At 69.7% G+C, this 15441-nt stretch carries 15 protein-coding genes; 8 read left to right on the top strand and 7 right to left on the bottom strand.

The window, feature by feature from the left end:
* The first annotated feature begins 52 nt into the window (after positions 1-52).
* The 4 genes from catA (at position 53) to LX12_RS09000 (ending at position 3233) form a co-directional block, all read left to right on the top strand.
* A complete protein-coding gene (catA, locus tag LX12_RS09015) occupies positions 53-904 on the top strand; it encodes a catechol 1,2-dioxygenase (protein WP_253654198.1) in 852 nt (283 codons plus the stop codon).
* The gene (gene catC, locus LX12_RS09010) at positions 904-1188 is read left to right on the top strand and encodes a muconolactone Delta-isomerase (protein WP_253654197.1); all 285 of its coding nucleotides are present in this window, start codon (positions 904-906) and stop codon (positions 1186-1188) included. The genes catA and catC overlap by 1 nt, the downstream gene beginning before the upstream one ends.
* 79 nt (positions 1189-1267) lie before the next feature.
* Positions 1268-2023: an alpha/beta fold hydrolase gene (locus LX12_RS09005; RefSeq protein WP_253654196.1), complete on the top strand. Its 756-nt coding sequence runs from the start codon at positions 1268-1270 to the stop codon at positions 2021-2023.
* Positions 2016-3233 (top strand): FAD-dependent monooxygenase, encoded by a 1218-nt coding sequence (locus LX12_RS09000; protein WP_253654195.1) that lies wholly within the window; start codon positions 2016-2018, stop codon positions 3231-3233. The genes LX12_RS09005 and LX12_RS09000 overlap by 8 nt, the downstream gene beginning before the upstream one ends.
* Positions 3234-3366: 133 nt before the next feature.
* Here LX12_RS09000 and LX12_RS08995 read toward each other — a convergent pair whose 3' ends face one another.
* The 7 genes from LX12_RS08995 to LX12_RS08965 form a co-directional block, all read right to left on the bottom strand.
* A complete protein-coding gene (locus LX12_RS08995; protein WP_253654194.1) occupies positions 3367-3909 on the bottom strand; it encodes a hypothetical protein in 543 nt (180 codons plus the stop codon).
* A complete protein-coding gene (locus LX12_RS08990; protein WP_253654193.1) occupies positions 3906-4241 on the bottom strand; it encodes a hypothetical protein in 336 nt (111 codons plus the stop codon). Before LX12_RS08990 ends, LX12_RS08995 begins: the two co-directional genes overlap by 4 nt.
* Positions 4242-4545: 304 nt before the next feature.
* Positions 4546-6762 carry an MMPL family transporter gene (locus LX12_RS08985; protein WP_253654192.1) on the bottom strand — a complete coding sequence of 739 codons (2217 nt, stop codon included), beginning with the start codon at positions 6760-6762 and terminating at the stop codon, positions 4546-4548.
* A gap of 3 nt (positions 6763-6765) precedes the next feature.
* Positions 6766-7908: a hypothetical protein gene (locus LX12_RS08980; RefSeq protein ID WP_253654191.1), complete on the bottom strand. Its 1143-nt coding sequence runs from the start codon at positions 7906-7908 to the stop codon at positions 6766-6768.
* Between the two features lie 14 nt (positions 7909-7922).
* Entirely contained in the window at positions 7923-8699 is a 777-nt protein-coding gene (locus LX12_RS08975) for a phosphatidylserine decarboxylase (protein ID WP_253654190.1), read from the bottom strand.
* Positions 8696-8917 (bottom strand): serine/threonine protein phosphatase, encoded by a 222-nt coding sequence (locus LX12_RS08970; RefSeq protein WP_253654189.1) that lies wholly within the window; start codon positions 8915-8917, stop codon positions 8696-8698. The genes LX12_RS08975 and LX12_RS08970 overlap by 4 nt, the downstream gene beginning before the upstream one ends.
* Complete coding sequence (locus tag LX12_RS08965; RefSeq protein WP_253654188.1) at positions 8914-10158, bottom strand: SDR family oxidoreductase; 1245 nt, start codon at positions 10156-10158, stop codon at positions 8914-8916. The genes LX12_RS08970 and LX12_RS08965 overlap by 4 nt, the downstream gene beginning before the upstream one ends.
* A gap of 226 nt (positions 10159-10384) precedes the next feature.
* On the opposite strand from LX12_RS08965, the gene LX12_RS08960 reads away from it, so the two are divergent.
* The 4 genes from LX12_RS08960 (at position 10385) to LX12_RS08945 (ending at position 15087) form a co-directional block, all read left to right on the top strand.
* The gene (locus LX12_RS08960; RefSeq protein ID WP_253654187.1) at positions 10385-11071 is read left to right on the top strand and encodes a response regulator transcription factor; all 687 of its coding nucleotides are present in this window, start codon (positions 10385-10387) and stop codon (positions 11069-11071) included.
* Positions 11071-12630 (top strand): HAMP domain-containing sensor histidine kinase, encoded by a 1560-nt coding sequence (locus tag LX12_RS08955; RefSeq protein ID WP_372504971.1) that lies wholly within the window; start codon positions 11071-11073, stop codon positions 12628-12630. Before LX12_RS08960 ends, LX12_RS08955 begins: the two co-directional genes overlap by 1 nt.
* A gap of 202 nt (positions 12631-12832) precedes the next feature.
* A complete protein-coding gene (locus LX12_RS08950) occupies positions 12833-14416 on the top strand; it encodes a trypsin-like peptidase domain-containing protein (protein WP_253654186.1) in 1584 nt (527 codons plus the stop codon).
* Entirely contained in the window at positions 14416-15087 is a 672-nt protein-coding gene (locus LX12_RS08945; RefSeq protein ID WP_253654185.1) for a MogA/MoaB family molybdenum cofactor biosynthesis protein, read from the top strand. Before LX12_RS08950 ends, LX12_RS08945 begins: the two co-directional genes overlap by 1 nt.
* Positions 15088-15441 lie beyond the last annotated feature (354 nt).

Below are 15441 nucleotides of genomic sequence, written 5' to 3'. Positions count from 1 at the left end.
GAACCACCTCATCACAACGACTCTCACCAGCCCTGAGAAGAAGGAGAACACCATGACCGTCGACGAGAGCGTCGCCACCGCGGCGGCGTCCGGCGCCAACGCCACGCAACGGTTCGCGACCGACAAGCGGGTCGTCGCCGACACGCCGCCCGAGCGGGTGAGCATGCTCGCCCGCGAGGTGTTGTCCGCGGTGCACGCGACCATCCGCGACCACCAGGTCACCTACGACGAGTACAACGCCCTCAAGTCGTGGCTGATCCAGGTCGGCCAGGACGGCGAGTGGCCGCTGTTCCTCGACGTGTGGGTCGAGCACGTCGTCGAGGAGGTGGCCAGCGAATCGCGGGACGGCAGCAAGGGCACCATCGAGGGGCCCTACTACGTTCCGGAGGCGCCCGAACTGGGTTCGGAGGCATGGCTTCCCACGCGCGACGGTGAGCAGGGCACCCCGCTGCTGTTCGAGGGTCAGGTCCGTTCCGTCGACGGCACGCCGCTCTCGGGTGCGACGCTGGAGATCTGGCACGCCGACGCCGACGGCTTCTACTCGCAGTTCGCGCCGGGGATCCCGGAGTGGAACCTGCGCGGCACGGTCACCGCAGATGCCGACGGCCGCTTCCACATCCACACGATGAAGCCCGCGCCGTACCAGATCCCGACGGACGGCGCCTGCGGCAAGCTGATCTCGGCCGCCGGCTGGCACCCGTGGCGCCCCGCGCACCTGCACCTCAAAGTCGGCGCGCAGGGCTGTCAGCAGATCACCACGCAGCTCTACTTCCCCGGCGACCCGCACAACGACGACGACGTCGCCAGCGCCGTGAAGCCGGAACTCGTCCTGGACCCGCAGGACATCGACGGCGGCCAGCAGGTCACCTACGACTTCGTCCTCGACCGCGAGGCGACGAGCTGATGCTCTTCGCGGTCACGATGGATGTCGCGCTGCCCACGGACATGGATCCGGAGGTCCGCGCCGACACCCTCGCCCGGGAGAAGACCTACTCGCAGGACCTGCAGCGGGCAGGGGAGTGGGTCAGCATCTGGCGGCGCGTCGGCCAGTACTCGAACCTGAGCATCTTCGACGTCGCCGACAACGAGCGCCTGCACGACATCCTCTGGAATCTCCCGCTGTTCCCGTACATGACCATCGACGTCACCCCGCTGGCGACGCACCCCTCGGACATCGCGGTCGGCTGACGCCGCCGCCCCGTCCCTGTTCCCCGTTCCCCGTTCCCCCAAGACCACAGTTCCGCACAACGAGGTGAAGGACACCGACATGACCACATTCGTTCTCGTCCACGGCGCGTGCCATGGCGGCTGGACCTGGCGACCCGTCGCCGAGATCCTGCGCGAGCAGGGCCACGCCGTGTACACCCCCACAATGCCCGGCCTCGGCGCCGAGGACGACCGCGCGGACGTCCGGCTGGAGCACTCGGTCGCCGCGCTGGTCGACTACATCGCCCAGCGGGATCTGCACGACGTCGTGCTGCTGGGTCACAGCTGGGGTGGTTTCGTGGTGTCCGGGGCGGCACAACGGATCCCGGACCGAATCGAGCGTCTCGTCTACTGGAGCGCGTTCGTGCCGCTGACCGGCGAGTCGCTGATCGACCTGTGCCCGCCGGCCTACGGGGACATGTTCCGTGGGTCCGCGCAGGCGTCGCGGGACAACTCGGTGATGTTCCCGTTCGAGGTGTTCGCGGCGGCGTTCATGCAGGACGCCTCCGAGGACGTGATGCAGGTGGTCCACCCGTTGCTGGAGCGCCAGCCGTTCCACACGATGGACGACTCGCTCGACCTCGACGACTGGGCACGCCTCGAACTGCCGTCGGTGTACCTGAAGTCCGACGACGACATGGCCCTGCCCCCGGGCGAGTTCGGGTGGGACCGGTTCGTCGAACGGCTCCCTGAGGGCACCCCGATGCTGTACACCCCCGGAAGTCACGAGGCCCAGCTGACAACACCCGAGACGCTCGCCGCGTCGTTCGTCGAGGCCGCCACGGTGGGGATCCCGGTCGGGAGCCGTCGTGGATGACCTCCGCGTCGCCGTCGTCGGCGCCGGCATCGGTGGGTTGACGCTCGCCCTGGCGCTCCGACGACACGGGATCGCCTGCGACATCTACGAGAAGACCGGCGAGCTCGGGGAAGTCGGTGCGGCGGTCGCCCTCTCGGCCAACGCGACCCGCTTCCTCGAGGGACCCTTCGGACTGAAGGACCAGCTCGACGCCGTGTGGGCGGACATCCCGCAACTCGTCTACCGCGACGTCCGGTCGGGAACAGTGATCGGCCGGCACTACGGGGGCGACAGCTATCGGAAGCGCTACGGCGCGACCTACGCCGGGATCCACCGCAAGGACCTGCAGTCGATCCTCTCGGGCGCTGTCGGGGACGAGTGCATCCACCTCGGCAAGGCGGTCGTCGGCTGCGACCTCGGCAGCGTCGAGGACGGGCGCGACGCTGTCCTGACGTTCGCCGACGGCACCTCGGCAGCCGCCGACATCGTCGTGGCCGCCGACGGCGCGCGGTCGATCATGCGCAGGATGCTGCTCGGCTACGACGACGCGCTCTACTCCGGATGCTCGGCGTTCCGTGGTGTCGTCGACGCGGATCGCATTCCGTCGATGCCGGATCCGGACGCGATCCAGTTCTGGATGGGCCCAGGCGGCCACATGCTGCACTACCCGAGCGGTTCCGGGAAGCAGAACTTCTTCCTCGTCCACCGGGGACCGGCGCCGTGGCCGTCGGAGGCGTGGACCGTCGAGGGAACCGCAGAGGATCGCGACGCGCTCGTCGAGGACTGGCATCCCGCGCTGCGCGAGATGGTCGATGCCGCGCCGGTGGGGCAGCGGTGGGCGCTGATGCACCGACCTCCCCTGGCGCGCTGGAACTACGGTCGCGTGTCGCTCCTCGGCGACTCCGCCCACGCTCTGGTGCCGCATCACGGGCAAGGCGCGAACCAGTCGATGGAGGACGCCGTGGTGCTGGCCGACTGCCTCGCCGACGCGCCGGACGTGACGACCGCGCAGGACCGGTACTTCGCGCTCCGTCACGACCGGACTCGAAAGGTCCAGTACGCGTCGATCACCACCGCCGACGTCCTGCACCTGCCCGACGACTCGCCGCTGCGGGCCGCACGCGACGCGCGGTTGGCCGACCCGTCCATGCCCGACCGTCACCTCGACTGGATCCACGGGCACGTCGCGAGCGATGTCGACCATGCCCCGCAGGACGTCGCTGCCTCCTGACGCTCCACCTCCAGGGTGGGCGCTCCACCTCCAGGGTTCGGCGCTCCACGTGTTCAAGGACGCTCCGCCTGCAGGCGGAGCGTGCTCGAACACGTGGAGCGGCTTCGTCGTCGAGATGCCGTCGGTCGACGCGTCAGGCCGCGAGTAACCCGGCTGCGGTGAAGGTGCGACGCAACAGCGCGATGAATCGGTCCGGGTGGCGCGGGTCATCCCACGTCCATCGGACGACGATGATCCCGAGCGCGCGGAGCTTGTCCTCTCGTCGCTTCTCTGCGACGACGTCGCCCGCGTCGCAGTATTTCATCAGTCCGTCGAACTCACCGACCACACGGCCGCCCCATTCGAAGTCGACGCGGGCGAACACCTCGCCGTCGTCCTCTCGGTACTCGACCTGCAGGTCGGGGAGCGGGATGCCGGCCCGGATCATCAGTGCCCGGCTGAGTGATTCGCCTGCGCTCTCCGATCGCCCGTCAGCCGACGTGATCGCCTGACGGACCAGTGCGATTCCCCGACGACGTCGGCCGCGATCGGTGAGAATCGCGAGTTCTTCGATCGTCACGCCCGCCCTCAATGCCCCGTCGAGGACGACGAGGGCCTCGGTGAACGAGCCCGATCTGGCGACGTCCATCGCAGTGCGGGCGAGCGTCGTCGTGAGGATCCCCTCGACCACCGTCACCTCATCGGGTGGTAGGGGCGACGCGTGGAGGAAGAACGCACGGCCCTCACGACGCCCCCTGAGTGACGGTCCGCGGTGAAGTGGATGTCCTCGGGCAGGCCGAGGACCGCAATGCTGTGCAGGGCGGCGGCAGATTGGTAGCTCGCGGCCTTCCGTTCTTCGCCGACGCGAGCTGCCGCGATCACCCGCCGGCGGTAGTGGTCCCGGCGCGCTTCGATCGCGTCTGCCCCCACCACGCGCCCGTCGTCAGTCGTGAAGGAGCGAACGGGCGCTGCGTACATCCCGTGGTAAAGCCGCTCGAGGTCGCCGCCGGCGACGTCGTGGCGGAGCATCCAGTCCGTCAGACCGGACTCGATCGCGTCGGCGCGGTGAATGGCTGCAGGTATCTGGCCCGGGCGAGAGTGGTGATTCGGTGTCGTGTCGCCAGCAGAGCCCGGGGTCCCGTCCGGTGAGGCGACGTCGCGAACCGTCGACCGGCTTGGTCGTGGATGACGGGCGAACTGTGAATCGCCGGCCGCGAGAGCGAGACGCTCCACATATATGACGACGCTCCGGATATATCCGGAGCGTCGTCGAATAAGTGGAGCGGGAACCCTGGAAGTGGAGCGGGAACCCTGGATGTGGAGCGCCGTCGGGTCAGGAGGCGTTCCCGCCCGTCCGACTCCCCGGCCACCAGTTGCGCGCACCGAAGAGGCGCATCATCGCGGGGACGAGGATCATCCGGACGAGGATGGCGTCGAAGAGCACCGCGACCGACAGGGCGAAGCCGAACTGTTTGAGCTCCAGCACGTTCGCGGTGAGGAAGCTCGCGAACACCGCGATCATGATCGCCGCGGCGGCGGTGATGGGGCGCGCGGTGTGCTCGATGCCGTCGACCACCGACTCGAGGTTGTCGCCGGTGCGGGTGAACACCTCCCGCATCCGGCCGATGAGGAACACCTCGTAGTCCATCGACAGCCCGAACACGACCGCGAACACGGTGATGGGCAGGTAGATCTGCACGAAGCCGACGCTGGTGAACCCGAGCGCCGACGACAGCCACCCCCACTGGAACACCGCGACCGTCAACCCCATCGCGGCGCCGGTCACCAGCAGGTTCATCAGCACGGCCTTGACGGGGATGACGATGCTGCGGAACACGATCGCGAGGTAGAGGAACGAGAAGCCCAGCACCGCGGCCACCACCCACGGCAGTTTCCCGGAGATCTCCGACGACGCATCGACGACGAGCGCCGTGGTGCCGCCGACGTAGGCGCGGGGTCCACCGTCGGCCGTGATCGCGTCGGCGCGGTCGCGGATCGACTGCACCAGCTCGTTGGCCCTCGACGAGTCGATCGGCACCGACGGGATGACCACCATCAGCGACCGGCCGTCGGAGCTCTGCGAGTAGGTGAACGCGACCCGGGGGTCCGTGCGCAGCGCGTACTCGAGTTCGACGGCCTGCTCGGCCTGACGGTCGCTCATCGGTCCGCGGTCCGGCCCGGTGAAGACCGTCGTCACCGGTGACGACGTCCCGGGCGCGAACTTCTCGGCGAGAACGGTGTTCGCGGGCCCGGTCGGCTGGTCGCGCAGCGCCGCGGTGCCGATGTCCACGCCGTACCTGATCGACCCCAGCGGGATGATGCACAGCACCAACAGCAGGACCCCGGCCACCGCGTACGTCCACGGGTGCCGCATCACGTGACGGGCCCATCGCGCCCAGCGGCTGTGTCCGGCGTACGCGCGAGAGTCGGTGGGGCGGCACCGTTCGGGCAGGCCCAGGCGGTTCACGGCGGGTCCGAGGGCCGCGAGCGCGGCGGGCAGGACGGTCCACGCGGCGACGAGGACACACACGATGGTCAGAGCGACGACGAACGAGATGGTCCGGATGGCCGGGACGTCGACGATCGTCAACGACGCCAGCGCGATCATCACGATCAACCCCGAGATGGCGATGGTGTGTCCGGCGGTGCCGACCGCGACGCCGGTCGCATGCGTCACGCCCTCCCGGTCGGAGCGTGAGGTCACGCCGCGTCGCGCGAGTTCCTCGCGGAACCGGCTGACGACGAACAGTGAGTAGTCGATACCCAGGCCGAGGCCGATCATCGAGGCGACCGTCGTGACCAGCACGTCGAAGGACATGACGTGCGCCAGGGCAGCGATCACGCCGAACGCGAACACCAGACCGATGCCGGTGGAGACGAGGGGGATCGCACCGGCGACGATCCCACCGAGGGCGAGCACCAGGACGATCAGGGCGATGGGGATGCCGACGCTCTCGGCGCGTGTCGCGTCGTCGGACTCGACCCGGGTGAGGTCGACGGTCATCGGCGAGTACCCCGTCATGGCGACGGTGACGCCGTCGCGGCTCGCCCCCGACAACGACGACTGCAGGCGCTCGGCGACCCCGATGCGGTCGCTCGCGTCACCGGAGATCCCGACGAGCGCGACCGCGGCGGTCCGGTCCTGCGAGATCTGCGGTGCGAACCCCTGTGTCTGATAGGGATCGACGACCGTCACCACGTCGCGGTGGCTCCGCAGTTCCTGCCCCACGGACTCCACGCGGTCTCGGAACCGCTGGTCGGACACCAGGTGGTCGTCGGAGGAGAAGGTGACCGCGAGCTGCTCGGTGCCGAAGGCGGCGAAGTGCTTCGCGATCACCTGGTCGGAGATCGAGGAGTCGCGGTCGGGGACGGAGAAATCCACCCCGACCAGTCGGGCCTGCAGCGTGGGGTACAGCACCGCCGAGACGACGACGAACAGCAGCCCGAGGGAGAGCACCGGATACCGGTGGCGCGCCACGAACTCGCCCCACACGACGCCGGGGGAGCGGCGCGCGGTGGCCGGCGCGGGATGTTCGACGGTGCCGATCACGGATCAGCCTCGGGCGATCTCGCGGGAGTAGATGCGGTATGTGCGGTACGGGCTCATCTGCACACGCGAGAGCACCGAGCCCCTCATCCACTCGCTGTCGTCGAGGACGGGCGCTCCCTCCATCCGCGTGTACCCGCGCTCGGCGACGCGCCGCCACATCTCGACGACGATCTGCGACGCCACCGAGCGGTCCGGGCAGTCCTTGTCGACGAGCATCATGTCGACGCGGACGCCATCCACCACCTGTGTCCGCTTGCGCCCCTTCACCGTCCGCAACGTCGACAGGTCGCGCATGAGGCGTGTCCGATGCCGCGACGCCCGCGCCATGGCCTGGTTCGCGTCGGGGATGCCCATGAAGAACGCCACAGGCTTCCCGCGGTACTCGGCGAGCAGCGTCAGCTCGCGGTCGAGGACGGGCAGCATCATCTTCAGCAGGTCCCACATCTCGGCCCTCGACAGCGGCGAGAAACCCCAGAAGTCGCGGAAGGTCGTGTTGTACAGCTCGCGCACGATCTCGGCGTCGCGTCGCAGCGTTCGGTAGCTCATCGTGCGGAAGGTGACCTCCGACCGCGCGCTGACCCGGTCGTAGAGCTGCTTGTGCCGCGCGAACGTCGGGCTGCAGAACAGCTCGTAGGGCTCGTCGAACCGGTAGCTGTAGAAGTCCTTGATCGCGGCCATGCCCCACTTCTCCAGCTGCACCGCGTAGTACAGCGGGTTGTGGGGCATCCCGATGAGGGGGAGCTTGTCCGCGTCGTCGACGAGCACCCCGGCGCTGTAGAACATCGACGGGCTGAACGGGCCCGCCATCGTGGCCAGTCCCCGTTCGGCCAACCACGACGACGCGGCGTCGAGGAGGGCCTCGGCGACGGTGTAGTCGTCGACGCACTCGTAGAAGCCGAAGAACCCGATGGATTCACCGGTGTACGACGTGAACGCCGTGTCGTGGATGGCGGCGACGCGGCCGACGGGGCGCAGCCCGTCGAGCGCGACGAAAGCCTGCGTCATGCGAACGCCCCGCAGCTCCGTCGCCGGTGAGCGGAGGGTCGCGCCGATGTCGATCGGCTCGTCGGGGAGGCCGTGGGGATCGTCGGCGTAGACAGTCGCGTAGACGGCGGCGAAGTCCTTCCAGTCCGCGGTCGAACGCACGGGTACGACGCTGATCACAGGGTCGCCTCCTCGAGAGCGGAGGCAGGGGAGTCGGTCTGCGCGACATCGACGTCGACGGGCGACTCGGCGATCACGGTGCTCCCGGCGAAGACGTACTGCCCGGGCCGGACGGTGATGCGCTCGACGAGGGGGTCGGGCAGGAAGACATCGCACTGCGAACCGAACCGGATCATCCCGTACTGCTCACCGCGCCCGACAGTCTCGCCGACGTCGACGTGCGCCACGATCCGGTTGACCCACAGGTCGGCGATCTGGGTGACGGTGGCCACCGCGCCCGAGGGATGCCGCACACCGATCGTCAACCGCTCGTTGGTGAGCAGGTGGTCGCAGCCCTCGTCGTAGGGGGTCTGCCGGGCGACCAGGTTCGCGCCGACGCGCGCCATCGACCGGTTGAACGGTGCGGCGGCACGGTGGCGACGCGCGACGACGGTCCCGGCGACGGGTGCACGGTTGCGGTGCACCGAGTACTCCGTCATGTACACGCCGACCAGGAATCCGCTGGTGTCGGTGGCCATGTCGGTGAACTCCTCGAGGGGGATCGTCCGACCCTTCTTGACCGCGAAGGGGACCTGACCGTGCTCGACACGCTTGACGTAGACGACGAGGCCGTCGGCGGGTGCGACGACAGCCCGTTGGTCGGCCGGTGGCGTCCGCACCGGGTCACGGAAGAAGAACCGCAGACGCCACCACGCCAGCACACCGGCGACCGCCGCTGTGGCCACTGCGCCGACGCCGATCGACCAGATGAGCCGGGTTGTCCACCGGCTCACTGCGATCGCCTCTCGTCCATGGCCGCAGCCCATCCCACGTAGCGCTCGAGTGCGGGCCGAGCCCAACCGCCGGGCAGCAGCCCGATCCCGGTGCACGCGAGATAGAACCCGATCGACAGCACCGCATTGGCGATCTCCGGACGCAGCGGGGTGTCGGCCCGTGCGACCCGCGACGGCTCGGCGCGGCGGCCGACGACCCCGGTCTGTGGATGCGTCACGCGCCGGTCATGGCGGGCGCGCGCCGGCCCGAGAGCAGGTCCTTGAGGGTGACGGTGCTGAAGTACAGCTCGAACAGCCGTCGGTGGTCGCACCACGAGGTGTCGTGGTCGGCCGGGAAGATGGCCTCCGGCTTGTGGACCTTGCGCATCAGGACGTCGATGTTGTCGCCGAGCATCGTGGCGGCGAACTTCTCCCCCGCGAGATCGGCGACGCGCCGGTAGAACTCGTCCCAGGTGACGAGGTCCAGGCCGAGCAGTTCCGCATAGAGACGGTGGCTGTAGTCGGTCGGGTTCGACGGCAGCATCCGCGCCATCGGGACGTCGGCCTGGGCGTTGTCCACCATGACCTCGCAGATCACGTCGACCGGAACGTAGTTCATCCCCGGGCCGTCCCAGATCGCTCCGACGGCGATCGCTACCTCGATGATGCGCCAGAAGCTGTAGGCGCGGCCGGGATCGAGCCCGCGCTGCGTGCTGCCCAGGATGTAGGGCGCCTCGCACAGCGTCACCGAGAAGGTGTCGTCGTCGGCGAGCCACCCGAGCAGCACCGCGTTCACCCACTTCATCTGCGCGTAGCCCGAGTACCACCACGAGTCGGGCCGGCGGAAGTCCTCGGCCCGCTGGTAGAGGTGGGCGCCGATGCTGCCGACGTAGGTGATGTGCTTGCGGGTCCGGGTGATCGAGAACTCGAGCACCCGCAGCAGGCTGAGGAACCAGTCGTCCCGCAGGTCGACGTAGCTCGACAGGTAGTCGGTGGAGCTCGCGCAGTTGTAGATCAGGCCGATCGAGTCGGCCAGCGCGGTGTATCCCTCGCGGTCGAGGCCGAAGAACCGGGCGGTCGGGTTGCCCTCGACGATCCGCACCTTGCCCATGTCGACCGCGACCTCGTACCGGTCGATCGTGGCCTGCAGACGACGCCGGGCCGACTCGGTCTCGGTGGGCCGGATCATCGCGACGACCTCGGTGATGCCCGGGTCGCAGGAGAGCCGTCCGATCAGGTGCGCGCCGAGGAAGCCGTTGCCGCCCAACACCAGTGCCGTGTCCAGACGCGGTTCGGGCATCGTCGCGACGCGACGCCGGGTGGCGGCGTCGACCGTGGGCCGCAGGGCCGTCGGATCGCCGGTGCTCAGCGCGACGACGTCGGCGTACTTGCCGGCGAAGCGCAGGCTCCGGCAGTCGCGGGTGATGAGCGCATCCGCGTGCGGCCACACCGGCCGCAACGACTCACCCGTTGATCCCACCCCGTGATCCATCCCTCGAAACCTCCCCGTCGCGTCTGCTCGAACGGGAGTGACCGTATCCGCGCAAAAGGGGCAAGTGTGACCGCCGTCGCACAAGTTTGTGAGCTCCCACAGACGGCGGCCGCAACGTCTGTTGACGCCGATTCACCGCTGTGACGGGTTCCGACCACGAGGCGGGCCGTGTCGTCTCAGCACGATCTCAGTCGGCGCGTCTTTACTGGAGCGCATGCGCATCCTGGTGGTCGACGACGATCGCGCGGTCCGGGAGTCGTTGCGACGGTCGTTGTCGTTCAACGGCTACACCGTGGAGACCGCGAGCGACGGCATGGAGGCCCTCGACACCATCAAGTCCGAACGGCCCGACGCCGTCGTGCTCGACGTCATGATGCCCCGGCTCGACGGTCTCGAGGTGTGCCGCCGTCTCCGCAGCACCGGCGACGACCTGCCCATACTCGTGCTCACGGCCCGCGACAGCGTCTCCGAACGGGTGTCGGGCCTCGACGCCGGCGCCGACGACTACCTCCCGAAGCCGTTCGCCCTCGAGGAGCTCCTCGCCCGACTGCGCGCCCTGCTGCGTCGCGCCGGCGCCGACGTCGAGGCCGACTCCGAGACGATGGAGTTCTCGGACCTGCGGCTGGACCCCGTGACCCGCGACGTGTCGCGCGGTGAGCGGTCGATCAGTCTGACCCGGACCGAGTTCGCGTTGCTGGAGATGTTGATGGCCAACCCTCGGCGCGTCCTCACCCGCGGGCGCATCCTCGAGGAGGTGTGGGGCTACGACTTCCCGACCTCGGGCAACGCCCTGGAGGTCTACATCGGCTACCTGCGGCGCAAGACCGAGGCCGACGGGGAACCGCGGCTGATCCACACCGTCCGCGGGATCGGGTACGTCCTCCGCGAGACACCGCCGTGATGCCGTCGGGCGCCGGACGCGACGGCGGCGCGCCCGACACCGTCGTCCACCCCCAGCACGGCATGGGGGACGGCGTCGACCCGCCGCCGCCGCACTCGGCCCCGCCCGGCTGGCAGCCGGCACCCGGTCACCACGGCCGGGTGATGCGGGAACCGACCGCGCTGACCCGCGAGATCTCGCTGCGGATGCGCGTCACGCTGCTCGCTGCGACGGTGGTGGGCATCGCGGTCGCCGTGATGGCCGCGAGCGCCTACGCCGTGGTCTACCGCGCGATGTACGCCGACGTGGACGCGCAACTGGTGAACCGCGCCGACGGCATGACCCAGCTCGCGCGGCTCGGTCTGCTCGACTCCTCGCCCGAGAGCCTCGTCGCGGGCACGATCTTCTCCTCCGACATCTCCGTCGCGCTGGTGCGCTCGAACGGTCAGGTCTTCCAGATCGGTGAGGTCCCCATCGGGTCCGTCGAACGCGACGTCGTCGCCGCCCCGGACCCGTCGTCGGCTGCGGCGTCGAGCCTGCGGACGGTCGGTGACCAGCGGGTGCTGGCGCGAAAACTGGCCGACGGCAACACGTTGGTGATGGCCCAGAGCCTCGAACCCACCGACAAGGTGCTGGGCCGACTCGCATGGGTGTTGGCGATCGTCGGCGGCTGCGGCGTCATCCTCGCCGCCGTCGCGGGCACCACCGTCGCGCGTGCAGGGTTGAGACCGGTGGCGCGATTGACCCAGGCGGCCGAACGGGTCGCCCGCACAGACGATCTCGAGCCCATCCCGGTCAGCGGCAACGACGAGCTCGCCCGACTCACCGACAGCTTCAACGCGATGCTGCGGGCGCTGGCCGAGTCGCGGGAGAGACAGTCGCGGCTCGTCGCCGACGCCGGACACGAGCTGCGCACGCCCTTGACCTCGCTGCGGACCAACCTGGAGTTGCTCATCGCGAGCAGCGCACCCGGAGCCCGCACCCTGCCCGAGGCCGACATGGTCGAACTCCAGCAGGACGTGATGGCCCAGATCGAGGAGTTGTCCACTCTCGTGGGCGATCTCGTCGATCTCGCCCGTGACGACGCCCCACAGGCGGTGGCCGAGGAGATCGACCTCACCGAGGTCGTCGACCGGTCGCTCGAGCGTGTCCGCCGCCGTCGCAGCGACGTCGACTTCTCGGTGTCGATGGCGCCGTGGTTCGTGTTCGGCGAGTCCAACGGGCTCTCGCGCGCGGTCCTCAACGTCCTCGACAACGCCGCGAAGTGGAGCCCGCCCGACCGGCCGGTCGTCGTGGAACTGCGTCCGATCGGCCCCGACCGCGCCGAGTTGTCCGTCTCCGACGCCGGACCCGGTATCCCCGAGCAGGACCGGGGGCTGGTGTTCGAGCGGTTCTACCGGTCGGACTCGGCGCGGTCGATGCCCGGATCGGGGCTCGGCCTCGCCATCGTCCGTCAGGTCGTGGTGCGCCACGGGGGATCGGTGGAGGCGGGTGAGTCCGCCCTGGGCGGCGCACGGATCCGGATCGAGCTCCCCGGACGTCCGACGCCGGGGTTCGGACCCGTCGACGACGCGCGGTGACCTCACCGTGACCCGGAGTCGGGCGACCGAGTTCCTATCGGTACTCACCGGAGGGTCTCAGACGCCTCTCAGGACCCCCCTCCAGGATTAGGGTCGACACGTACGACGACGCCTCGGGCGTCACTCCCCGCGGAGGGTCCCGCGTCTCGCCGACGCAGGCCGACCCCGACCGCCCCGGAGCAGCGATGGAGGACTGCCACGCATGACCGACAACCAGCAGGACGGCGAGAACACCTCGGACTCGCCGTCGTCCGGTCCGAGCGGTGAGCACGGCCGACACGAGGGGTCGACACCCCAGTACGGGTCGGCCCAGGACGGATCGGCACAGTACGGGTCGTCGGCCCAGGGATCGGGACAGTACGGATCGGACGACACCGCCCGGCACGGCTCGTCGGGTACCGGTCAGGACAGCTCCTCGCAGTACGGGTCGCAGCCGTCCTACGGCCAGTACGGCTCGGGCCAGTACGGGTCGGGCCAGTACGGATCGGGTCAGCAGTACGGCTCCGGCCGGCAGGACCCGGGTCAGCAGTACGGCAGCGACGGCTCGTTCACGCAGCCGTACGGCCAGTCGTACTCCGGCAACCCCTACGGCGGTGCCCAGCAGTACGGCCAGACGCAGCCCTTCGGGTCGTCGCCCTACGGACAGTCCTCGCCGTCCTACTACCCGGCGACGACCACCCAGCCCAGGCGCGGTGGGTCGCGAGCGGGTCTTGTCGCGGGGGTGATCGTGCTGACGGCACTGGCCGGCGGCATCGGCGGTGTGGTCGGTGCGGGGCTCGAGGACTCCTCGACCCGGTCGCTGTCGTCGCCTCTCGGCGGTGACCGCGACACCTCGCAGCCCGTGCAGGGCGCGCAGGGGTCGGTGCAGGAGGTCGCGGCCAAGGTGCTGCCGTCGGTGGTGTCCATCGACGTGCGTGTCGGCAACCGCGAGGGCGAGGGGTCCGGCGTCGTCCTGAGTCAGGACGGGTTCATCCTCACCAACAACCACGTGGTGACCGCCGAGTCGGGCCGATCGGGCCAGCTGACGGTCAGCTACAACGACGGCAGCACCTCGGGTGCCTCGGTCGTCGGCGCCGACCCGATCTCCGACATCGCCGTCATCAAGGCCGACAAGACCGGGCTGACGCCCATCACCGTCGGGACCTCCGCGAACCTGGCCGTCGGCCAGAACGTCATCGCGGTCGGCTCGCCGCTGGGCCTCGCCGGCACCGTGACCACCGGCATCATCAGCTCGCTGAACCGGCCGGTGTCCACGCAGGGTGAGAACGACAGCACCGCCTCGGTGATCGACGCCATCCAGACCGACGCGGCGATCAACCCCGGCAACTCCGGTGGTGCCCTCGTCAACGGCAACGGTGCGCTCATCGGCATCAACACCGCGATCGCGAGCCTGTCCGACAGCTCCAGCCAGCAGGGCGGCAGCATCGGCCTCGGTTTCGCCATCCCGATCGACCAGGCGATGCGGATCGCCCAGGAGCTGCAACGCACGGGCCGCGCCACGCAGGCCGGACTCGGGGTGTCGGTGCAGTCGTCGGGCGAGAACGCCGCGACACCGGGCGCCCTGATCTCCGCCGTCCAGGCCGGGGGAGCGGCGTCGAAAGCCGGCATCCCCACCGGCGCGCTGATCACCAAGGTCAACGACCGCGTCATCAGTTCCGGTGACGCGCTCGTCGCGGCCATCCGCTCGCACGCACCCGGGGACACCGTCTCCATCACCTACACGGCCAACGGTTCGTCGCGGACCGTGCAGGTCACCCTCGACACGCTCGACACCGGAGGACGCTGATGAGCACCGACAACCGCACCACGATCCTGCGGATCCTGCCCGAGCCGCCCGCGGCGGACACCCTCGACGACGAGCTCGCCTCGATCGGCCTCGGCGTCTCGGCGCAGGACGTCGCGGCTGCGGACCGGGCCGCCGAGCAGCTGGCGGCGGGTTCGCGCGAGGATGAGCGCATGACATCGGTCAGCCTGGAGTCCAGCGACCTCGGCCGCGCCCTCGTGGTCGTCGTCGACGACCGCGCGGCGCACGGGGAGGACCAGACGCTCATCGGGCCGCTGGTGGGCGAGCTGCTCACCGAGGCCGGCTTCCACGTCGACGCCACCATCGCGGTCGCGGCCGACGAGGTGGAGATCCGCAACGCCCTGAACACCGCGGTCATCGGCGGTGTCGACCTGGTCATCTCGGTCGGCGGTGTCGGTGTGCGGCCCCGCGACGTCACCCCGGAGGCGACGTCGGGCCTGTTGGACCGCACCCTGCCGGGTATCGAGGAGGCCGTGCGCAGTTCGGGTCTCGCCGCAGGCGCGTCCGACGCGGGCCTCTCCCGCGGGGTCGCGGGGATGTCGGGTCAGACGCTGGTCGTGAACCTCGCGAGCTCGCGCGCCGCCGTCCGCGACGGGATGGCCACGGTCGCGCCGCTCGCCAAGCGCATCATCGCCTCGCTCACCGAACTCTGAGCCGCGGAGTCGGTGACAGACAGCTCGTCCGACGACGCTCCCGAGCGGGAAACCGCCTGGGAGCGTCGTCGTCGTCTCGCTGCCGTGTTCGGTGACGACCTGCCCTCGGTGACCTCAGATGAGGCCAGCCTCACCAACCGTGACACAGATCACGGCACCGGCCCCTCGGCCGCCGATCGGTGGCTGACGGAGAACCGGCCGCCGCACCACGAATAGCCACGTCAGGACAGCGCCGCACGACGGGCGCCCGCGTGTCCGCTTTGTCGTGATGTCGGCACCCCGTCGTCCCGGATGTCCGATCGGTGCGTCCATTTCGTGACGCGCCCGATCCCATCTGTTGTCGGGTCAAGCCGC

This window comes from Williamsia serinedens (assembly GCF_024171725.1).
Taxonomy (GTDB): Bacteria; Actinomycetota; Actinomycetes; order Mycobacteriales; family Mycobacteriaceae; genus Williamsia_A; species Williamsia_A serinedens.
This window is presented reverse-complemented; position numbering and strand designations above follow the sequence as displayed.

Coding starts and splice junctions, on each gene's coding strand:
- LX12_RS08990 (WP_253654193.1), bottom strand. CDS start 4,241: ATGCTCCGCCACGACGTCGCCGGCGGCGACCTCGAGCGGCTTTACCAC.
- LX12_RS08950 (WP_253654186.1), top strand. CDS start 12,833: ATGACCGACAACCAGCAGGACGGCGAGAACACCTCGGACTCGCCGTCG.
- LX12_RS08955 (WP_372504971.1), top strand. CDS start 11,071: ATGCCGTCGGGCGCCGGACGCGACGGCGGCGCGCCCGACACCGTCGTC.
- LX12_RS08945 (WP_253654185.1), top strand. CDS start 14,416: ATGAGCACCGACAACCGCACCACGATCCTGCGGATCCTGCCCGAGCCG.
- catA (WP_253654198.1), top strand. CDS start 53: ATGACCGTCGACGAGAGCGTCGCCACCGCGGCGGCGTCCGGCGCCAAC.
- LX12_RS09005 (WP_253654196.1), top strand. CDS start 1,268: ATGACCACATTCGTTCTCGTCCACGGCGCGTGCCATGGCGGCTGGACC.
- catC (WP_253654197.1), top strand. CDS start 904: ATGCTCTTCGCGGTCACGATGGATGTCGCGCTGCCCACGGACATGGAT.
- LX12_RS08960 (WP_253654187.1), top strand. CDS start 10,385: ATGCGCATCCTGGTGGTCGACGACGATCGCGCGGTCCGGGAGTCGTTG.